18 protein-coding genes are annotated in these 20,602 nt (G+C 72.3%); 3 read left to right on the forward strand and 15 right to left on the reverse strand.

Annotation, left to right across the window (positions count from 1 at the left end; all coding sequences use genetic code 11):
- Window position 1 precedes the first annotated feature (1 nt).
- Entirely contained in the window at window positions 2–1,438 is a 1,437-nt protein-coding gene (locus ACFY1H_RS09675) for a glycoside hydrolase family 3 protein (RefSeq protein ID WP_386945761.1), read from the forward strand.
- A 48-nt stretch (window positions 1,439–1,486) separates the two neighbouring features.
- Here the strand turns inward: ACFY1H_RS09675 and ACFY1H_RS09680 are convergent, their stop codons facing one another.
- From ACFY1H_RS09680 to glyA, 11 genes are all read right to left on the reverse strand, one after another.
- The gene (locus tag ACFY1H_RS09680) at window positions 1,487–2,491 is read right to left on the reverse strand and encodes a zinc-binding dehydrogenase (RefSeq protein WP_386945763.1); all 1,005 of its coding nucleotides are present in this window, start codon (window positions 2,489–2,491) and stop codon (window positions 1,487–1,489) included.
- 80 nt (window positions 2,492–2,571) lie between these two features.
- Window positions 2,572–2,733 carry a hypothetical protein gene (locus tag ACFY1H_RS09685; RefSeq protein ID WP_386945765.1) on the reverse strand — a complete coding sequence of 54 codons (162 nt, stop codon included), beginning with the start codon at window positions 2,731–2,733 and terminating at the stop codon, window positions 2,572–2,574.
- Window positions 2,734–2,959: 226 nt separating this feature from the next.
- Window positions 2,960–3,796, reverse strand: coding sequence for an oxidoreductase (locus ACFY1H_RS09690; RefSeq protein WP_386945767.1), 837 nt, complete (start codon window positions 3,794–3,796; stop codon window positions 2,960–2,962).
- Window positions 3,797–3,854: 58 nt separating this feature from the next.
- On the reverse strand, window positions 3,855–4,334 hold the full coding sequence (locus tag ACFY1H_RS09695; protein ID WP_386945768.1) for a hypothetical protein: 480 nt from the start codon (window positions 4,332–4,334) through the stop codon (window positions 3,855–3,857).
- Window positions 4,335–4,361: 27 nt separating this feature from the next.
- Window positions 4,362–6,806, reverse strand: a complete 2,445-nt coding sequence (locus ACFY1H_RS09700) for an FAD-dependent oxidoreductase (RefSeq protein ID WP_386945769.1) — start codon at window positions 6,804–6,806, stop codon at window positions 4,362–4,364.
- An 11-nt stretch (window positions 6,807–6,817) separates the two neighbouring features.
- Complete coding sequence (purU, locus tag ACFY1H_RS09705) at window positions 6,818–7,660, reverse strand: formyltetrahydrofolate deformylase (RefSeq protein WP_386945771.1); 843 nt, start codon at window positions 7,658–7,660, stop codon at window positions 6,818–6,820.
- A complete protein-coding gene (locus tag ACFY1H_RS09710; protein WP_386945961.1) occupies window positions 7,645–8,256 on the reverse strand; it encodes a sarcosine oxidase subunit gamma in 612 nt (203 codons plus the stop codon). Before ACFY1H_RS09710 ends, purU begins: the two co-directional genes overlap by 16 nt.
- 4 nt (window positions 8,257–8,260) lie before the next feature.
- Window positions 8,261–10,894 (reverse strand): 2Fe-2S iron-sulfur cluster-binding protein, encoded by a 2,634-nt coding sequence (locus tag ACFY1H_RS09715; RefSeq protein WP_386945773.1) that lies wholly within the window; start codon window positions 10,892–10,894, stop codon window positions 8,261–8,263.
- A complete protein-coding gene (locus ACFY1H_RS09720; RefSeq protein ID WP_386945775.1) occupies window positions 10,891–11,169 on the reverse strand; it encodes a sarcosine oxidase subunit delta in 279 nt (92 codons plus the stop codon). The genes ACFY1H_RS09715 and ACFY1H_RS09720 overlap by 4 nt, the downstream gene beginning before the upstream one ends.
- 9 nt (window positions 11,170–11,178) lie before the next feature.
- The gene (locus ACFY1H_RS09725; protein WP_366581952.1) at window positions 11,179–12,411 is read right to left on the reverse strand and encodes a sarcosine oxidase subunit beta family protein; all 1,233 of its coding nucleotides are present in this window, start codon (window positions 12,409–12,411) and stop codon (window positions 11,179–11,181) included.
- Window positions 12,408–13,715: a serine hydroxymethyltransferase gene (glyA, locus tag ACFY1H_RS09730; RefSeq protein ID WP_386945777.1), complete on the reverse strand. Its 1,308-nt coding sequence runs from the start codon at window positions 13,713–13,715 to the stop codon at window positions 12,408–12,410. The genes ACFY1H_RS09725 and glyA overlap by 4 nt, the downstream gene beginning before the upstream one ends.
- Window positions 13,716–13,795: 80 nt before the next feature.
- Here glyA and ACFY1H_RS09735 point away from each other — a divergent pair, with 80 nt between their 5' ends.
- Window positions 13,796–14,458, forward strand: a complete 663-nt coding sequence (locus tag ACFY1H_RS09735) for a GntR family transcriptional regulator (protein ID WP_386945779.1) — start codon at window positions 13,796–13,798, stop codon at window positions 14,456–14,458.
- A gap of 21 nt (window positions 14,459–14,479) precedes the next feature.
- On the opposite strand, the gene ACFY1H_RS09740 is transcribed toward ACFY1H_RS09735, so the two are convergent.
- The 4 genes from ACFY1H_RS09740 to ACFY1H_RS09755 form a co-directional block, all read right to left on the reverse strand.
- Window positions 14,480–16,105: a flavin-containing monooxygenase gene (locus ACFY1H_RS09740; protein WP_386945781.1), complete on the reverse strand. Its 1,626-nt coding sequence runs from the start codon at window positions 16,103–16,105 to the stop codon at window positions 14,480–14,482.
- Window positions 16,106–16,178: 73 nt separating this feature from the next.
- The gene (locus ACFY1H_RS09745; RefSeq protein ID WP_386945783.1) at window positions 16,179–16,937 is read right to left on the reverse strand and encodes an IclR family transcriptional regulator; all 759 of its coding nucleotides are present in this window, start codon (window positions 16,935–16,937) and stop codon (window positions 16,179–16,181) included.
- A 31-nt stretch (window positions 16,938–16,968) separates the two neighbouring features.
- A complete protein-coding gene (locus ACFY1H_RS09750) occupies window positions 16,969–18,090 on the reverse strand; it encodes an aromatic ring-hydroxylating dioxygenase subunit alpha (protein WP_386945785.1) in 1,122 nt (373 codons plus the stop codon).
- Between the two features lie 253 nt (window positions 18,091–18,343).
- On the reverse strand, window positions 18,344–18,925 hold the full coding sequence (locus ACFY1H_RS09755) for a TetR family transcriptional regulator (RefSeq protein ID WP_366581946.1): 582 nt from the start codon (window positions 18,923–18,925) through the stop codon (window positions 18,344–18,346).
- Between the two features lie 197 nt (window positions 18,926–19,122).
- On the opposite strand from ACFY1H_RS09755, the gene ACFY1H_RS09760 reads away from it, so the two are divergent.
- Entirely contained in the window at window positions 19,123–20,589 is a 1,467-nt protein-coding gene (locus ACFY1H_RS09760) for an aldehyde dehydrogenase family protein (RefSeq protein ID WP_386945787.1), read from the forward strand.
- Window positions 20,590–20,602 lie beyond the last annotated feature (13 nt).

Below are 20,602 nucleotides of genomic sequence, written 5' to 3' on the forward strand. Positions count from 1 at the left end.
GATGTCTGATCCTCGGGCGTGGGCGGAAGCGGTGCTGCTGCCCGGTTTCGCGGGTACGACGGCGCCGGACTGGTTGCGGCGCCGCCTGGGCGAGGGCCTCGGTGGCGTGATCCTGTTCGGGCGCAACGTGGTCGACGACACCCAGGTGGCGGCGTTGACCTCGGCGCTGCGGGCCGAACGCGACGACGTGGTGGTAGGCATCGACGAGGAGGGCGGCGACGTCACCCGCCTCGACGTGAACACCGGCTCGTTCGTGCCCGGCCCGCTCGCGCTGGGTGCGGCCGACGACCCGGAGCTCACCACGGCGGTCGCGGCGGCGCTCGGCGAGCGGCTGGCCGCTTGCGGCGTGACGGTGAACCTGGCGCCGTGCGCGGACCTGACGCTGGCGGCCGAGGACCCGATCATCGGGGTGCGCGCGTTCGGGTCCGACCCGGCCAAGGCGTCGCCGCACGTGGCGGCGTTCGTGACGGGGCTGCAGAAGTACGGCGTGGCCGCGTGTGCGAAGCACTTCCCCGGCCACGGTGCGGCCACGGAGGATTCGCACGTGGCGCTGCCCGTGCTGCCGCGGACGGTGGAGGAGCTGCGGGAGATCGAGCTGGTGCCGTTCGCCGCGGCGATCTCGGCGGGCGTGCGGTCGATCATGTCGGGCCACCTCGTGGTGCGGGCCTGGGGTGACGAACCGGCGACGTTGAACCGCGTCGCGCTCACCGACGTGCTGCGGGGCGAGCTGGGCTTCGACGGCGCGGTGATCACGGACGCGCTCGAGATGGGCGCGGTCTCGGGCTCCTACGGCCGGCACGACGGCCTCGGCAGTGCGGCCGTCCGGGCCCTGGCCGCGGGCGCCGACGCGTTGTGCATCGGCGGCGCGGCGTTCGAGGCGGACACACTGGACGCCATCACGGCCGCGATCGTGGCCGCGGTTTCGGACGGGACGCTTTCCGCGGAGCGGCTGGCGGACGCGGCGGCCCGGACGGCGGCGCTGGGCACCTCGCCGACACCCGCCGAGCTGCAGCCGGTCGACTACACGCTCGGTCTCTCGGCGGCTCGCGCGGCGCTGCGGATCCAGGGCTCGCCCCGGCTGGCGGGTGCGCCGCTGGTCGTCGACGTCAGCACCGACCCGACGATCGCGGCCGGCCCGATGCCGTGGGGCCTCGGCCCGCACCTGACCTCGCTGGTACCGGGAACAGTCGCGCTGACCGTGTCGCCCGCCGACGCCGAGGTGGTGCGGGCCCGGGCTCGGGAGTTCGCGAGCGTGGTCGTGGTGACGCGCGAGGCGCACCGGCATCCGGCGGTGCTCGCGTTCCTCGCGGAACTGTCCGATGTGGACTACATCCGCGTCGAGACCGGGGTGCCCGGGCCGGCGGGCTCGGGGCCGCGGATCGACACGTTCAGCGGCTCGTACGTGAGCCTGCGCGCGGCCGCGGAGTACCTCGCCTGACCCCGGTCCGTGGGCGCGGTGCCCCGACCCGGGCCCACGGACCGGCCTTCACATCCGGTTCGGGTCGACCAGGATCTTCGGCCCCGCGCCCGGCGAGCGGCGCCCGGCGAAGACGCCGGCGACCTCGTGCAGCCCCACCGTCGCCGCGACGATGGGCCGTGGGTCGACGTCCCCGTCGGCGTAGCGGTCGATGGCCGCCTCGAGCCCGGGCGACGCGCTGAGGATCCCGACGGCCGTCACGTCCTTCAGTGCCAGCTGCCGCGTGTCGATCCCGCTCGGTTCCCCGGCGAGTCCGATGTAGACGATCCGGCCCGACGGCTCCACCAGCTCCAGCGCGGCCGCCGGGACGGCCGGGTCGCTGGTGGCGTCCACGACCGCGTCCACCGGCGGCGCGGGCGGCTCGGCGGCCGCGGAGAACCCCAGCCCGCGGGCGAAGGCGATGGAGTCGGCCGTGGCGCCGACGAGGTGGACCTCGGCGCCGGCCGCGCGCAGGAACATCGCGGTGAGCAGCCCGATCGTGCCGGGCCCGTAGACCGCGACCCGCATCCCGTCCTTCTCGCCCAACGCGGCCTGCGCCGCCCGCAGCGCGTTCCCGCCGGGCTCCACCAGCGCGCCGGCCGTCGCGTCGAGGTGCGGGGGCAGCTCGTGCAGCGACGTCACCGGCACCGCGATCTTCTCCGCCAGCGCCCCGGCCCGCCCGCCGCGGATCCCGACCTCCTGCCGGTTCGCGCACACGTGCTGGTGACCGCCGCGGCACCGCCGGCACTGCCCGCACCCGAGCATCGTGTCGCCGACGACCCGCCGCCCCACCCACGCGGGGTGCACGCCCTCCCCCGTCTCGACCACCGTGCCGCACCACTCGTGCCCGATCCGCATCGGGTAGCGCGCCTGGCCGTCGGCGAGGTAGTGCATCTCGCCGGTGAAAAACTCGAAGTCGGTGCCACACACCCCGGCGCGCTCCACGGCCACCACGACCTCGCCCATCACCGCGACCGGCTCGGGCACCTCGGCCACCCCGGCCTCACCGGGCCCGGTGACGACGAAGGCCCTCACTGCCGGAACCCAGCGCATCCACTCATGCGCCCGATGCTAGTGCCCCGCGCCGGCCCCGCGACTCCTTCGAGGGGCCGACGTCACTCCCCCGGCGGGAAGTCCGCCGAGCGGCTCACGTCGGCCCACTTCTCCGCCTCCGCCGCGCGTTCGGCGGACGAGAGCGCGGCCAGCTCCACCGCGCCGGCGCCCAGCAGGAGGCGGCGGGGCGGGTCGGCACGCGCGCCCGGTACTCGGCTGCGCACGCCAGCATCGGGCAGGATTCCAGGTCGGACGCGGCTGGCGTCGTGCGCGACGCGAGTCGGCGCGGCGGATCGAACACGCTGGCCTCACTCGCCCGGCAGGAGTCGATCGAACATCGCAGGTTCGCCTACTTTTCAGCCTGCCGGAGGCTTGGTGGCCAATGGGGCGCGGCCAGGTCGACCGCCGCACCCCGAGCAAACACCGGAACGGAGCGCCGGGTCAGCACAGTCACTCGCCCGGCGGGAAGTCCGCCGAGCGGCTCACGTCGGCCCACTTCTCCGCCTCCGCCGCGCGTTCGGCGGACGAGCGCGCGGCCAAGTCCACCGCGCCGGCGCCCAGCAGGAGGCGGCGGGGCGGGTCGGTGTGGTCGACGACGTCGATGATGATGCGCGCGGCGCGGGCGGGGTCGCCGGGCCAGGTGGCGGAGCCGGTGCGGCGGCGGTTCATGGCGCCGACCGTCTCGTCGTACTCGGGGCGCACCGGGTCGACGCGCATGGACGAGCCGGCCCAGTCGGTGCGGAAGGCGCCGGGCTCGATGATGGTCACCTTGACGCCGAAGGGGGCGACCTCGTTGGCCAGCACCTCCGAGAAGCCCTCGACGGCGAACTTCGCGGCCTGGTAGGCGCCCATGCCGGGTGAGCCGCCGACGCGGCCGCCGACGGAGGAGAACTGCACGATGTGCCCCGAGCGCTGGGCGCGCAGGATCGGCAGGGCGGCCTTGGTGACGTTGACGACGCCGTAGAAGTTCGCGTCCACCTGGGCGCGGAAGTCGTCATCGGGCATGTCTTCGATGGGTGCGGAGTTGGCGTAGCCGGCGTTGTTCACCACGACGTCGAGCGAGCCGAACGCGTCGACCGCCGCCTGCACGGCCGCGCGGGCGGCGGCCGGGTCGGTGACGTCGAGGGCGAGGGCGCGCACGCGGTCGCCGTGGCGAGCCACGAGGTCGTCGAGCTGTTCGGGCCGGCGAGCGGTCGCGACGAGCCGGTCGCCGTGGTCGAGGACCGCGTTCGCCAGCTCCCGCCCGAAGCCGCGGGAACTGCCGGTGATGAGCCAGGTCTTGGACATGAGTGCCTTCCGGGAGTTCGTGCCTACCTCTCCATCAGACACCGATCCGAGCAACCCGTCAACCAACCAGTTGGTTAGTTAGACCACTCCGCACCGCCTCCGTGATCCGCTCCGCCCGCGCGACGAGCTCCTCCACCCCGAGCTCCTCCACCCCGAGCGCCGGCACCGGATCCGTCCGGCTCTCGATCGCCACCCGCGCGATCACCACGGCCGAGCGCGCCGCCTCGGCCGCGGCCGCCACGTCGAGCAGCGCCGCGCCGCTCACCTCGGACAGCCGGCGCTCGGCCGCGGCCAGCACCGAGGCCGCCGCGGTGATCACGTCCGCCGAGGGCCGCCAGGCCTCGAGATCCGCCGTCCGCACGGCGAACGCGTCCTGCTCGGCCAGCCGCAGCCCGTGCATCCAGCCGCCGCCCGCACCGTCGCCGGTACGCGCCAGCAGGGCCGCGGCCTGGGCCAGCGCGAGCGCCGCGACGGTCCCGCCCGCCGGCACCGCGGGCCCGACCGGCGGCGTCGCCAGGGACTTCAGGAACTCGCTCATGATCTGATCCCGCATGAAAAGGCCCTCTCAGCGTCGAATGCGTTCCATGCCCGGGTCGACCAGCGGTTCCGCGGCCACCGTCGCCGCGACCCGACGGCCGAAGTACTCGATCTCCACCGCGTCCCCGATGCCGACGGTCCCCGGCAGCCAGGCGTACGCGATCGGCCGCCCGATGGTGTAGCCGTACGCCGCGCTCGTCACGTATCCCGCGGCCGCACCGTCTACGAACACCGGCTCCTTGCCCAGCACCACCGTCCGCCCGTCGTCGACGGTCAGGCACCGCAGCCGCCGCGCGGCCGTCTCCTCCGAACGGCCCTCGATCGCCGCCCGCCCCGCGAACGGACCTTTCGCCGGGCGAACGGCGAACCCGACCCCGGCCTCGTACGGATCGTGCTCGGTGGTCATGTCCGTGCCCCACAGCCGGTAGCCCTTCTCCAGCCGCAGGCTGTTGAACGCCGCCCGCCCCGCCGCGATCACGCCGAGGGACTGCCCCGCCGCCCACAGCGCGTCCCACAACCGCAGGCCGTTGTCCGCCGAGGTGTAGATCTCCCAGCCGAGCTCGCCCACATAGGACAGTCGCATCGCCGTCACCGGCACCCCGGCGATCCGCGCCGAGCGCGCCCGGAAGTACTTCAGCCCCGCGTGCGAGAAGTCCTCCGCCGACAGCGGCTGCACCAGGTCCCGCGCGAGCGGTCCCCACACGCCGACACAGCACGTGCCCCCGGTGATGTCCCGGACGCGGACCCCGTCGGGCGCCAGCGAGTTCAGGTACGCGACATCAATGTTCCCGTTGATCCCCACCTGGAACACCGCAGGCTCCAGCCGTGCCACCGTGACATCACTGCGCACCCCACCGGCGTCGTCGAGCATCAGCGTGTAGGTCACCGACCCGACGGACTTGTCGAGCTGGTTCGTCGTCAGCCCCTGCAGGAACTCCAGCGCGCCGGGCCCGCTCACCTCCACGCGCTTGAGCGGTGTCATGTCGTACAGCGCCACCCCGTTGCGCGTGTGCCACGCCTCCGCCGCCACGATCGGCGAGTGGAACTGCCCCGCCCACGCGTCACGCGCCGGCGGCAGGTACTCGTGCGGCAGCTTCTTCAGCAGCGGTGCGTTGGCCTCGAACCAGTGCGGCCGCTCCCAGCCGCCCGCCTCCAGGAACACCGCGCCGAGCTCGCGCTGCCGGACGTGGAACGGGCTCACCCGCAGGTCGCGCGGCGAAAGCTTGGGCTGCAACGGGTGCAGCACGTCGTAGATCTCCACGAAGTTCTGCTGCGACGTCTCGCGGACGTACTCCGGCGCGAGCTGCACCTCCTCGAACCGGTGCACGTCCACCTCGTGCAGGTCCGTCTCGGCACGGCCGTGCACGAGCAGCTCCGCCACGGCCTTGGCGATGCCGGCCGAATGCGTCACCCACACCGCCTCGGCGATCCAGAACCCGCGCACGTGCTCCGACTCCCCCACCAGCGACCCACCGTCGGGGGTGAAGGAGAAGATGCCGTTGAAGCCCTCCTCGACCTTCGTCCGGCCGAGCGCAGGCAGCAGCAGCTTGCTCTCCTCCCACGACGGCGCGAAATCCTCGTCGGTGAACGGCAGCATCGAGGGCATCGACGTCTCCGTCACCTCGCCGGCCACACCGGTGGGTTCGACGGGCATCGGCCGGTGCGCGTACGAGCCGATGCCGAGCCGGTCCACGTGCTCGCGGAAGTACAGGTCCTGGTCCTGGTGGCGGAGGATCGGCAGGCTCGCCTCGCTCGCCTCCGTGTTGCGTCCCACCAGTTCCGCGACCTGGCCGGTCTTCGCGTACTGGTGCGCGAGCGGCAGCAGCGGCACCGACATCCCCGCCAGCGCGCCCAACTCGACGCCCCAGAACCCGGCGCACGACACCACGATGTCCGCGGAGAACTCGCCCTGGTCCGTCTCGACGCCGGTCACCTGGCCACCGGCCTGCTTGAGGCCGGTCACCTTCGTCGACCCCACGAACCGCGCGCCCCGCGACTCGGCGCGGCGGGCCAGCGCGACGACCGCGCGCGACGCTTTCGCCAGCCCGTCGGTCGGCACGTACAGCGCGCCGTGGATCCGCGAACCGTCGAGCAGTGGCCAGCGCCGCAGGCACTCGTCAACGTCGATCAGGTGCGCCTCGACCCCCCACGACGTGGCCCAGCCGTGCTTGCGGTGCAGGTCCTGCCACCGCGCCGGCGTGCTCGCCACCTCCATCCCGCCGACCTGGTTGAAGCACGGCAGCCCGTCGACCTCCAGGCCGCTGAGCTTCTCGACGGTGTAGCGCGCGAACTCGGTCATCGTCTTGGACGGGTTGGTCTGGAACACGAGACCGGGCGCGTGCGAGGTGGAGCCGCCGGTGAGCGGCAGCGGCCCCTGGTCCAGCACGGTGACGTCGGTCCAGCCGCGCGCGGTGAGCTCGTCGGCGAGGTTGGCGCCCACGATGCCGGCGCCGATGATCACGACTCGGGTCATGGCGGAACTCCTTACCGGAAGACGACGGTGCTGTTGCCGTTGAGCAGGACGCGGCGTTCGCTGTGCCAGCGGACCGCTCGCGACAGGGCGAGCGCCTCCGCGTCACGTCCGACGGTGACCAGCTCCCGGGGCGAGTACGTGTGGTCCACCCGCTGCACCTCCTGCTCGATGATCGGGCCCTCGTCGAGGTCGGGCGTCACGTAGTGCGCGGTCGCGCCCACGTACTTCACGCCCCGGTCGTAGGCCTGGTGATACGGCTTCGCGCCCTTGAACCCCGGCAGGAACGAGTGGTGGATGTTGATCGCGCGGCCCGCGAGCTTGCCGCACAGCTCGTCCGAGAGCACCTGCATGTACCGGGCGAGCACGACGAGGTCGATCTCGTGTTCCCACAGCAGGTCCAGCAGCCGCTGCTCGGCCCCGGCCTTCGTCGCCGGCGTCACCGGCACGTGCTCGAACCGCACCCCGGCGGCCTCGACCATCGGACGCAGGTCTTCGTGGTTCGACACCACCAGCGCGATCTCCGCGCCCAGGCTGCCGGCGCGCCACCGGAACAGCAGGTCGTTGAGGCAGTGCCCGAACTTCGACACCATCACCAGCACCCGCGGCGGCGTGCCGTCGGCGAACTCGAACTCCATGCCGAAGTCACCGGCCACCGGCACGAACGCGCGCCGGAGATCGTCCACAGTGGCCGGTACGGAACACGTGAAGGAGGTGCGCAGGAACAGGGAGCCGCGCACGTCGTCGTCGAACTGCTGGTGCTCGACGATGTCGCAGCCGCGTTCCAGCAGGAACGTGGTGACGGCGTGGACGATGCCCGCGCGTTCCGGGCACTTGAGCGTCAGCGTGAAGGCCACAGTGCCTCCTCGGTGTACACGGCCTCCTCGGTGTACACGGGTTCCTGGGTGTACTCGGTGGCGGCGTCGGCCAGCCAGGCGGCGAAATAGGGCGCGAAGGACTGGCGCACGAGCACGGTGAACTCGCCGGCTTCGCGGACCAGCAGCACGATTCCCGTGCGGGCCAGCAACGTCTGCACGCAGGTCCCGGGCGGCGACACGGTCGGGTCCAGGTCGATCGCGCAGCCGTGCGCGAGCACGTCGCGCACCGCCGGGCCGGCCAGCCGGACGGTGGTGCGCTGCGCCGACGTGTCGGTCACCGCGCCCACTCCGATCGCCGGCCGCAGATCCGCTTCGGTCACCGCGCCGGGCTCGGCGAGGACCAGATATTCGTCCGGGCCCAGCCACGCCACGTCGACGGTGCCGAAGGGACCGGCACCCGAGGCGAAGGTGCACGGCTCGGCCGGCAACGGCACCCCCAGCACCTCCCCCACGGCATCGTGGCCTTCGCGCACCCGCACGGTCAGCTGCGTCCGGAACGGCCGTTCCTCCGCGACCACGGCGGGCGCGAGAGTCGCCAGCGCCGCCGCGTGGTCCGCGAGCGGGGCGCGGCGCATCAGGTCAACCGTCACGACGGGTCCCCTCCTTGTCGAACAGCACGGACTCGGTCACGGTCACCGGCACCACGGCGTCGCCCACCGGCACGTACAGCGTCTGGCCGACGCGTTCCCGGCCGGACCGCAGCAGTGCGAGGGCGAACGTGCGGCCCAGCGCGGCGCTGCGGTAGCTGGACGTGACGTGGCCGAGCATGCGCACGGGCGGCTCGGGCACGTGGTCGGTCTCGATCAGCTGCGAGCCCTCCGGCAGCAGCACGGCCGGGTCCTGCGGCAGCAGGCCGACGAGCTGCTTGCGGTCGGGCCGCAGGTTCTCCGCGCGGGTGAAGGACCGCTTGCCGAGGAAGTCGGGCTTCTTCTTCGACACGGCCCAGCTCATGCCGAGATCCTGCGGCGTCACCGTGGCGTCGGTCTCCTGGCCGATGATCGGGTAGCCCTTCTCGGCGCGCAGCACGTGCATGGTTTCCGTGCCGTACGGCGTGATCCCGTCTTCGGCGCCGGCCGCCAGCAGCGCTTCCCACAGCGTGATCCCGTGCCAGGAGGGCACGTTGATCTCGTACGCCAGCTCACCCGAGAAGCTGATCCGGCAGACGCGCGCGTCGATCCCGGCGACCACCGCGTCCTGCCAGGTCATGAAGCCGAAGGCGTCGTTCGACACGTCGAGGCCGGGCGCGACCTTCGCCAGCACCGCGCGGGACCGCGGGCCGACGAGCGGGATCGTGGCCCAGTGCTCGGTCACCGACGTGGCGAACACGAGCAGGTGCGGCCACTCCGTCTGCAGCCACTCCTCCATCCACTCCAGCACCATCGCGGCGTTGCCGGTGGTCGTGGTGACGAGGAACCGGTCCTCGGCCACGCGAATCACGGTGCCGTCGTCGATCACCATGCCGTCGACGCCGCACATCACGCCGTAGCGGATGCGGCCGACCTGGAGCGAGCTCATCAGGTTCGTGTAGAGCAGGTCGAGGAATGCCGCGGCGTCCGGGCCCTGCACGTCGATCTTGCCGAGCGTGGAGCCGTCCATCAGCGCGACGCCGGTGCGGGCCGCGCGGCATTCCCGCAGCACCGCCGTTTCGAGGTCCTCACCGGGCCGCGGATAGTACCACGGCCGCTTCCACTGGCCGACGCTCTCGAACTCCGCGCCGTGCTCGACGTGCCACGGGTGAAGCGCCGTCACCCGCACCGGGTCGTGCAGTTCGCCGCGGTTGCGCCCGGCCAGTGCGGCGAACGACACCGAGGTGTACGGCGGGCGGAACGTCGTCGGCCGCTGCCCGGCCAGGTCGCGCCCGAGCGCCTCGGCGGTGATGCCCGCCGCGAGCAGCCCGGACGTCTTGCCCTGGTCGTGTGCGGTGCCGATGGTCGTGTAGCGCTTCACGTGCTCCAGCGACCGCAGGCCGGCGCCGGTCGCGCGCAGGACGTCGGACACGGTGGCGTCGCGCTGCAGGTCGACGAACCGGGTGTCCACTTCGGACTCCTCCGCCGGGACCTGCCACAGCACCTTCGCCTCCGGCAGGCCTTCCCCCGCGGCACTGCCGACCACGCGCACGGCCGGCAGGTCACCGTCGGGCACGTAGGCGCCGAGCTCGGGGGCGTAGCGCAGCGTACCGCGGGCCTGGCTGAACAGGTGCACGGCCGGGTTCCAGCCGCCGGACACGAGCAGCAGGTCGCAGGCGAAGCGATCCCCTTGCGTGGCCCCGAGGGCCGCGACGACCGCCGACGTGATGCGGTCACCGCCGGCGGTGCCGACGACCCCGTGCCCGGTCCGGATCTCGATGCCCCGGGCCGCAGCGTCCTCCCTCAGCCGGGCGGACACGGTGTCCCGCGCATCGGCGATCACCGCGATCTCCGCTCCGGCGTCGGCCAGGTCGAAAGCGGCGTCGTACGCGCTGTCGTTCGTGGTGAACACGACCGCGCGCTGCCCGGCGAGCACGCCGTAGCGGTTCAGGTACGTCCGCGCGGCGCCGGCGAGCATGATGCCGGGCCGGTCGTTGTCGGGGAACACCACGGGACGCTCGTGCGCGCCGGTCGCGAGCACAATCCGTTTCGCGCGGATCCGCCACACCCGCTGGCGTGAGATCCGCTCGGGTGCCGCGTTCTCGCCGCGGCGTTCCAGCGCCAGCACGAACCCGTCGTCGTACACGCCGAACGCCGTCGTGCGGGAGAGGAACCGGACGCCGTCGGGGATCTCCCCGCTCGGCTCGGGCTGGTCGTCGACCAGGAGCACGCGGCCGGAGCCCTCGGCCGCGGCGGCCAGCCCGGCCGGCCCGGCGCCGACGACCAGGACTTCGCAGTGGATGTGCTTGGCGTCGTAACGCGCCGGGTCGGGCCCGGCGGCGAGCCGGCCCTGCCCGGGCAGGCCGCGGGCGACCAGGCCGTCGTACAGCTCGACGGTGGTCGCGCTGAGCATCGGCTCCGGGAACGGCGCTTCGATCTGCACGAGCGCGGTCGCGTCCTCGACGCCCGCCGCGAGGATGCCACGCGGGCGCCCGTACTTGATGCTCGTGGCCACCTGGTGCACGCCGTTGGCGAGCAGGGCCGAAGCGAGGGTGTCGCCGCGGAAGCCGGTCAGCTCGCGGCCGTCGAAGGTGAACTTCAGCGGGGCAGCGCGGTCGACGGCGCCGCGGCCGGGCAGCCGGGTCACGGGATCACCGGCCTGGTCTCGTCGAGGCGGTAGACCGCCAGGAGGTCGTGGGTGCGGGTGTCGCGCACGGCGTTGAACCAGCGGCGGCAGCCCGCGCTGTGGGTCCACCGCTCGGGCAGCGGACCGCACGGGTTGGCGCGGAAGAAGACGAACTTCGCCCAGTCCTCATCGGACAGTGCGGCCGGATCCTGCGGGTAGGCGACGTGCGCCTGGCCGCCGTAGTGGAACTCGGTCTCCTCGCGGGGACCGCACCACGGGCACGGGATGAGTTGCACAGGGAGCTCCTAATGGGCGACGGCGGCGGCGCCGTGCTCGTCGACGAGGGCGCCGGTGGTGAACCGGTCGAGGGTGAACGGCTCGGTGTACGGGTGCGGCTTGCCCTTCGCCACGGTGTGGGCGAAGCAGTCGCCGACGCCGGGCGTGGCCTTGAACCCGCCGGTGCCCCAGCCGCAGTTGACGTAGAGGTTCTCCACGGGCGTGAGGCCGACGATCGGCGACGCGTCGGGCGTGACGTCCACGATCCCGGCCCACGTGCGCAGTAGGTGCGCCCGCGCGAACACCGGGAACAGCTCCAGCGCGGCGGCCATCTGGTCCTCGATGATGTGGAACGCGCCGCGCTGGCCGTAGCCGGCGTAGGAGTCGATGCCGGCGCCCATCACGAGCTCGCCCTTGTGCGCCTGGGACACGTAGACGTGCACCGCGTTCGACATCACCACGGTCGGGTGCACCGGTTCGAGCAGCTCCGACACCAAGGCCTGCAACGGGTGCGACACCAGCGGCAGGTCGAACCCCGCCAGCTTCGCGACCACGGACGAGTGCCCGGCGGCGCACAGCGCGACCTTGCCCGCCGCGATCCGGCCGCGAGTCGTGTCCACGGCGGTGACCCGGCCGGCCGCCGTCTCGATGCCGGTGACCTCGCAGTCCTGGATGAGATCCACCCCCAGCGCGGCCGCGGCGCGCGCGAAGCCCCACGCCACGTAGTCGTGCTTCGCGATCCCCGCGCGCGGCTGGTAGGTGGCGCCCAGCACCGGGTAGCGCACGTCGGGCGAGGTGTTGACGATCGGGCAGATCTCCTTGACCCCGGCCGCGTCGACCCACTCGGCGTCGATGCCGTTGAGCTTGTTGGCCTCCACGCGGCGGACGCTGTCGCGCACGTCCTGCAGGCTGTGCGCGAGGTTGAGCACGCCGCGCTGGCTGAACAGGATCGGGTAGCCGAGGTCCTCTTCGAGGCCTTCCCACAGCTTCAGCGAGTGCTCGTAGATGCCGGAGCTCTCGTCCCACAGGTAGTTGGAGCGGATGATGGTGGTGTTGCGCGCCATGTTGCCGCCCGCGAGCCAGCCCTTCTCCAGTACGGCGACGTTGGTGATGCCGTGGACCTTCGCGAGGTAGTAGGCGGTGGCGAGGCCGTGGCCACCGCCGCCGACCACGACGACGTCGTAGGAGCTCTTCGGTTCCGGGTTGTCCCAGAGGAAGTCGGGGTGCTCGGGCAGGTCGGCACCGGGAGCCGTCGGGGTCACTGCGGGGCCTCCAAGTCCGGGTAGAGCGGGAACTTCTCGGTGAGGGCAGCGACTCGGGCCCGCAGCTTCCCGGCGACGATTTCGTCGAAGCTCGGCAGCAGCGCCGTGGCGACGATGTCCGCGACCTCGCGGAACTCGTCGGCACCGAAGCCGCGGGTGGCCAGGGCCGGGGTGCCGATCCGGATGCCGGAGGTGACCATCGGCGGGCGCGGGTCGAACGGCACGGCGTTGCGGTTGACGGTGATCCCCACCGAGTGCAGGCGGTCCTCGGCCTGCTTACCGTCCAAAACGGAATCGCGAAGGTCCACGAGCACCAGGTGCACGTCGGTGCCGCCGGTCAGTACGGAGATCCCGGCGGCCGCGGTGTCCTCGGCCAGCAGGCGTTCGGCGAGCAGCTTCGCGCCGCGCAGTGTCCGCCGCTGGCGCTCGGCGAACTCCGGTTCGGCGGCCATCTTGAACGCCACCGCCTTCGCCGCGATCACGTGCTCCAGCGGGCCGCCCTGCTGGCCCGGGAACACCGCGGAGTTCACCTTCTTCGACAGCTCGGGGTCGTTCGTCAGCACGACGCCGCCCCGCGGGCCGCCGAGGGTCTTGTGCGTGGTCGTGGTCGTGACGTGCGCGTGGGGCACCGGCGACGGGTGCAGCCCGGCGGCCACGAGGCCGGCGAAGTGGGCCATGTCGACCATCAGGTACGCGCCGGCCTCGTCGGCGATCTCGCGGAACCGCGCGAAGTCCAGCTGCCGCGGGTAGGCCGACCAGCCGGCGATGATCAGCTTCGGCCGGTGCTCCCGCGCGAGCCGCGCGACCTCGTCCGGGTCCACCCGGAAGTCCGTTTCGGACACCTCGTAGGCCGAGACTTCGTAGAGCAGGCCGGAGAAGTTGATCCGCATGCCGTGGGTGAGGTGCCCGCCGTGGGCGAGCGAGAGGCCGAGGATGCGGTCGCCGGGCTTGAGCAGCGCGGCCATGGCCGCGGCGTTGGCCTGCGCGCCCGAATGCGGCTGGACGTTGGCGAAACGGGCGCCGAAGAGCTCCTTCACGCGCTCGCGGGCCAGGTTCTCCAGCACGTCCACGTGCTCGCACCCGCCGTAGTAGCGCCGGCCGGGGTAGCCCTCGGCGTACTTGTTGGTGAGCACCGAGCCCTGGGCCTGCAGCACCGACCTCGGCGCGAAGTTCTCGCTGGCGATCATCTCCAGCGTCGCCTGCTGGCGGCGCAGCTCCGCACCGATCGCGGCGGCCACGTCCCGGTCGAAGTCCCGCAGGGAACGGCCGAGCACGGCGGCCGCTTTCCCGATCGTCGAGGTCATTCCTGCCTGCTTCCGTTCGCTGAACTCAGAACTGGCTGGTCGACTTCTGATATATCAATCTTCGATGTAGGGTAGGCGGGGTGCGCACCCAGGTCAACAGCCCGATCCCGGTCAGCGGCCCGTCACTCGCGGAACAGGCCTACCTGTTCATCCGCGACCGCCTCGTCATGCTCGACATCAAACCGGGCGACCCGATCAACGAAGACTGGCTCGGCAGCACGCTCGGCATGGGCCGCACGCCGGTGCGCGAGGCGCTCAAACGCCTCGAGACCGAGCACCTCGTGGTCGCCTACCCGCGCCGCGGCACCTTCGCCACCGACGTGAACATCTCCGACCTCGCACACATCTCGGAGGTGCGCCGCACGCTGGAGCCGATGGCGACGGCGGCCGCGGCCGAGCGCGCGTCGGAGGCGGACCGAGCGGGCCTCACGGTGCTGCGCGAGCAGCTCGACGCGGCGAACCCCGCCGGCAACACCGAACTGCTGCGCACCGACCTCGAACTGCACCGCGCGATCTACGGCTGCGTGCACAACCCGTTCCTCGAGGACACGCTGATCCACTACGACAACCTCGCGACCCGCATCTGGTGCGTGTTCCTGCCGCGCCTGCGCGGCATGGCCGGCCACGTGAACGAGCACGTGCCGCTGCTCACGGCGATCATCGAGGGCGACGCGAAGAAGGCCGCCGATCTCACGCTCGACCACGTGACCGGGTTCGAGGCGGCGATCCGCGCGCTGATCTGAGGCGGGCCCGCCGGATTCCGGTCAGGACAGCAGGAATCCGCGGTACCCGTCGGCCGCGATCTCGTCGGCCCGCCGGCGGTAGGCGCCGACCCCGCCGACGTAGGGCATGAACACCCGGGGTTTGCCGGGCGTGTTCGCGCCGAAGAACCACGTCTCGGTCGAGCGGGCGTAGAGGGTCGCCTCCGCCGCGTCCCGGACGTGGTCGACCCAGGCGTCCTCGGCCTCGACGGTGGCCTCGGCCCGGCGCACCCGGTGCTCGCGGGCGTGGTCGAGGAAACCGGCCACCCACTCGACGTGCTGCTCGGCCGAGTTGACCATGTTGCTGAACACCGAGGGGCTGCCGGGGCCGGTGAGCAGGAACAGGTTGGGGAAGCCCGCCACGGAGAGGCCGAGGTAGGTGCGCGGGCCGGCGGCCCACTTTTCGGTGAGCGGCCGGCCACCGGCACCGCGGATGTCCATCCGCGACAGCGACCCGGTCATCGCGTCGAATCCCGTGGCGAACACGAGGACGTCGAGGTCGTAGTCCGCGGCGGCGGTGCGCAACCCCGTCGGGGTGATGGCCTCGATCGGCGCGGAGCGCACGTCGACCAGGGACACGTTGTCCCGGTTGAACGTCTCGTAGTACCCGGTTCCCGAGCAGAGCCGCTTGGTCCCGAAGGGGAAGCCCTTCGGGACGAGGAGTTCCGCCACCCGGGGGTCCTCGACGGTGGCCCGGATCTTGCCCCGCACGAACTCGGCGGTGGCCTCGTTCGCCTCGGGGTCGGTGAGCACGTCCTGGAACGCCCGCATCATGTAGAGCCCGCCGGACTGCCACCGGGACTCGAGCTCGTCAAGCCGTTGCGCGGCGGTGAGATCGCGGTACCGGTTCGGGTTCTGCGGCTGGCTGTGCCCGAATCCCGACACCCGCGCCCGCGCGCGCCGCTCGGGATATTCCGCCTTCCACAGCGCCTCTTCCCGGGTGCCGAGCGGCCGGTTGCGCGCCGGCATGCAGTAGTTGGCCGTGCGCTGGAACACATGCAGGTGCTCGGCCTGCTCGGCGACGATCGGGATGAGCTGGGTGCCGGACGAGCCGGTGCCGATCACGCCGACGCGCCGCCCCGAGAAGTCGACGGGCCCCCTCGGCCAGTCACCGGTGTGGAACCACTGTCCGGCGAAGCTCTCGAGCCCCGGGAACTCCGGCACCTGGGCCACGGTCAGGCAGCCGGTCGCCATCAGGCACCAGCGCGCCACGACGGATTCGCCGGTCTGCGTGGTGACGGTCCATTCCGCCGTGGCGTCGTCGAAATGCGCGCTGGTGACTCGGGCGTCGAGGGTGATGTGCGGGCGCAGCTCGTAGCGGTCGGCGACGTGGTCGAGGTAGCGCAGCAGTTCCGGCTGCCCGGCGTAGCGCTCGTGCCAGCTCCACTGCTGCTGGAGGTCGTCGTCGAACGAATACGAGTAGTCCATGCTCTCGATGTCGCAGCGGGCGCCGGGGTAGCGGTTGTGGAACCAGGTGCCGCCGACGCCCGAACCCCCTTCGAACAGGCGGACCGAGAACCCGAGGCGCAGCAGGCGGTCGAGCAGGTACAGGCCGGTGAAGCCGGCGCCCACCACCACGGCGTCGAGCCGTCCGGTCGAGGTCGCCGCGGGTGTCCGGGTGGTCGTCATGGTCCGCCTTCCTGCTCGCCGTGCCCCGCCACGATCGGCGGTCGGGGCGGGCGAGGACCACACCGTTTCCCGTTCAGCGAGAAAGTGCGCGGCTGATGCCGCGAGCGGTGGCCAGCACGGCCGGCGTGGCGGCCGAAACGTCCGAAGGGGAATTCGGCACGATCACCGACACCGCCGCCACGACGACGTTCGCGTGGTCGCGGATCGGCGCGGCGATCCCCGCGGCCGCCGGGTGCACCGAGCCGCGCTGGACCGCGCCGCCGGTCCGCCGGGTGTGGGCGAGGGCGCGGCGCAGGTCCTTCGGATCGGTGATCGTCGCGGAGGTGTAGGCGGACAGGCGTGGTTGCGCGAGCACGTCCTCCTGGAGGTCCTTCGGGCCGAACGCGAGCAGCACGAGCCCGGACGAGCACGTGTGCACCGGCAGCCGGCCCGCGACGCGGGTGATGTTCACCGTCGTGCGGCCACGGGCGCTGAGCCGTTCGAGGTAGAGCACGTCGAAGCCGTCCAGCACGGCGAGCTGGGTGTGCTGGCGCACCACCGCGTGGAGGTCTTCGAGGTAGGGCAGGGCGACGTTGCGCAGCCCGAGCGCCGCCGTCGAACGCCAGCCCAGCTCCCACAGCCGCACGCCCACGCGCAGCAGCTTGTCCGGCCCCTTCTCGAGCAACCCGAGTTCGACCATCTGCGCGACGAGACGGTGGGTGGAAGCCATGGGGATCCCGGTGCGGCGGGCGATCTCGGAGGCGGACAGCCGCGGCGTCGCGGGTCCGAACACCTCGAGGACCCGGGTGGCCCGGCTCAGCGTCGTCTCGCCACCCTGCTCCACACCGGTCACGCGGTCACGCTACCGCCGCGCGGCGGCGGACCTAGCCTTCGGTCCGCGCGCGGACCCAGTCGTGGAACGCGCCGATGTGGTGCTCGCTCGGCACGAGGACCCCGCCGCGCGCGTAGGAGCGCGAGTCCATCGCGAGCTGGCAGCGTTCGCACGCCTCGAAGTCCTGCAGGTTCACGCGGTGGAACAGCTCCACGGAGCGGTCGAGGTCCACTCCGGACTCCACGACCTCCGGCAGGTAGAGCCAGTCGCACACCACGAGGGTGCGGTCGGGGGCCAGCGGGAACATCCGGTGCAGGATCACGTGGTCCGGCACGAGGTTCACGAACACCTGCGGCCGGATGGTGATCGCGTAGTACCGGCGGTCCTGGTGCTCCCCCACGCCCGGCAGCCGCGTGACGCCGGCGCTGCCGTCCACGGTGAACCCGGCGATCTGCTCGCCGAACTCCGCGCCGTGGCCCACGTAGTACTGCGCGGCGTAGCCGTCGGCGAACTCCGGCAGCACCTCGGTGAGCTCCGGGTGGATCGTCGCGCAGTGGTAGCACTCCATGAAGTTCTCGATGATCTGCTTCCAGTTGGCCTTCACGTCGTACTCGATGCGCCGGCCGAGTGCGAGCCCCTCGAGCCCGTACGCCTCGATCTCCCCCGGGCCGCCGAGCCGCTCCGAGACGTCGGCCATCACCGTGGCCTCGAACGACGGCGGTTCCTCGGCCAGGCACACCCACGCGTACCCGAGCCACTCGCGCACGGCGAGCTTCGTGAGCCCGTACTCGGTGCGGTCGACGTCGGGCATGCCGGTGAGGTTCGGCGCGGCGATGAGCTTGCCGTCGAGTCCGTAGGTCCACGCGTGGTACATGCACTGGAACGCGCGCTTCACCTGCCCGCTCCGGTCGGTGCACAGGCGCGCGCCGCGGTGGCGGCACACGTTGAGGAACGCGTTCACCTTGCCGTCGCGGCCGCGGGCGACGAGCACGCTCTCGCGGCCGATCTGCACCGTCTCGAAGGTCCCCGCGGTCGGCAGGTCCGCGGTGCGCACGGCGCAGAACCAGTCCGTTTCGAAGATCCGCTCCTGCTCGCGGGCGAAGATCTCCGGGTCGGTGTAGTGGCGGCCGGTCAGCGTCGGCAGGAGGCTCTGCGGGAGGTCGGTGGTGGTCACCGGCGGTGCTCCTCTCGGGGCGGGACGGTCGGTGCGGGAGTGCGGGAAGCGCCGGGTGCGTGACCGGCAGAAGTCATGGGGAGAGCCACCGGCGTTGATGTTGCGCAGAGCGCGCCGCGTTGCTCTCTCCGGAACACAATGCGGGCGCTCGAGGGCGCTGTCAAGGACGGGATTTTCGCGTCACCCGATTACCGGACGCGGCCGGGAAACCGGTGCGCGGAACCGGTTTCGGTTCAACCCCAACGAAAACCCGTCAGGCCGAGGGACCTTCGATGGCCCGCCGGAAGAGGGCTTCGATCTCCGGCCGGGCCGGCTGCGGGTCGGCCAGCGCCGCCTGCATGAGCAGGCCGCAGAACAATCCGGCGAGCAGCCGCCCGGTGAGCGGGTCGGTGCGGGTGGAGAAGAGCTTGATCAGCGCGTCGTCCCACGCCGCGCTCGCCGGACGCAGCCGCGGCCGGTGCAGGGCGGCGACGTAGAGGTCGTACTCGACGACCGTGTGCGGGTAGAGCTCGTGGATGTAGCCCATCACCAGATCGGCCAGCGCCGCGGCGAAGTCGGCTTCCGGGTCGAGCGCCTGCTCCCACTCCTGAAGCTCGCGCACGTTGTTCGCGGCGGCCTCGTGCAGCGCCACCTCGAGCAGGTCGTCCAGCGTCGCGAAGTGGTAGGTCGTGGAGCCGAGCGGCACCCCGGCCGCGGCCGCGACGGCGCGGTGGGTCAGCCCGTCGATGCCGCGTTCGGCCACGACTTCGATGGCCGCCTTCGCGATCCGGGCCCGCCGCTCGGGGTCGTTGGGGCCGCGCAGCTTCCTGCGCCCGGCGGTGTCACGCGTCGTCATCGCCGCCAAGCTCCTTCACTCACCGGTCTCGTCGGGCACCGCTGATCGTCGCACGGCCTCGCGCGAACGCCCGGTGTCGGCTCCGAGAACTCGTTGTGGACATGTGTACACGCTTAGCGTACAAATGTACGCACTCGAAGTGCCGCGCGTCACACCCCGCGTGGCAAAAGGCTCCGCGAGCTGCTTGGGAAGGCCTGATGAAGGACCTCCACATCGACGGAATCTGGACCGAAGCCGCCGGCGAGGCGCGCTCGGAAGTGCTCAACCCGGCCAACGGCGAGGTGCTGGCCACCGTGGCCGTGGCGGGTCCCGCCGAGGTCGGCGCCGCCGTGACCGCGGCCCGCCGCGCGTTCGACGGCGGGCCCTGGCGAAGAGCGACCGCGGCCGACCGCGCGGACCTGCTCACCCGCATCGCCGCGCTGCTGCAGCGCGACCGCGAGGACCTGGCCCGCACCGAAACGCTCGACACCGGCAAGACCCTCGCCGAGGGCCGCATCGACATCGACGACGTCACCGCGGTCTTCCGCTACTACGCCGCCCTCGCCGCGCACGACGCCGGCCGGGTGGTGGACACCGGCGACCCGCGCGCGATCAGCCGGATCACCCACGAGCCGGTGGGCGTCTGCGCGCTCATCGCGCCGTGGAACTACCCACTGCTGCAGATGTCGTGGAAGCTCGCCCCGGCGCTGGCCGCGGGCAACACCACCGTGCTCAAGCCGAGTGAGGTCACCCCGCTGTCCACGATCCGGCTCGTCGCGCTCGCCGAAGAAGCGGGCGTGCCGGCCGGGGTGGTGAACCTGCTGCTCGGCCCGGGCGCGGTCGGCGCGGCAATGGTGGAGCACGCCGGCGTCGACCTCGTGTCGTTCACCGGCGGGCTCGCCACGGGCGAGAAGATCATGGCCGCGGCCGCGCGCGGAGTCCGGCGTGTGGCGCTCGAACTGGGCGGCAAGAACCCCAACGTGGTGTTCGACGACGCCGATTTCGAGACCGCGCTCGACTACGCGCTGGCCGCCGCGTTCGTCCACTCCGGACAGGTCTGCTCGGCCGGCGCGCGGCTGATCGTGCAGGACGGCGTGCACGACCGCTTCGTCGCCGAGCTCGCCGCGCGGGCCGACCGGATCCGCGTCGGCGACGGGCTCGACCCCGCCAGCGAAGCGGGCCCGCTCGTGTCCGAAAAGCACCGGGCGAAGGTCGAGGGCTACATCGCCGGTGCGGTCGAAGCGGGCGCGACGCTGCGCGCGGGCGGCGGCCGGCCCGACGATCCCGCGTTGCAGCGGGGGTTCTTCCTGCGCCCCACCGTGTTCTCCGGCTGCACCCGCGACATGGCCGTGGTGAGGGAGGAGGTCTTCGGGCCGGTGGTGACCGTCGAGCGGTTCACCGACGAGGCCGAGGCGATCACACTCGCCAACGACACCGACTACGGGCTCGCCGGTGCCGTGTGGACGTCGGACGCCGGGCGGGCGCAGCGCGTGGCCGGGGCACTTCGCCACGGCACCGTGTGGATCAACGACTACCACCCCTACCTGCCGCAGGCGGAGTGGGGCGGGTTCGGCCGGTCGGGCATCGGCCGTGAGCTCGGCCCTTCGGGGCTGGCGGAGTACCGCGAGACCAAGCACGTCTACCACAACATCGATCCCGTACCGCAGCGCTGGTTCAAAGGCTGATTCCCCTCCCCCA

Source organism: Amycolatopsis sp. NPDC001319 (genome assembly GCF_042896185.1).
Taxonomy (GTDB): Bacteria; Actinomycetota; Actinomycetes; order Mycobacteriales; family Pseudonocardiaceae; genus Amycolatopsis.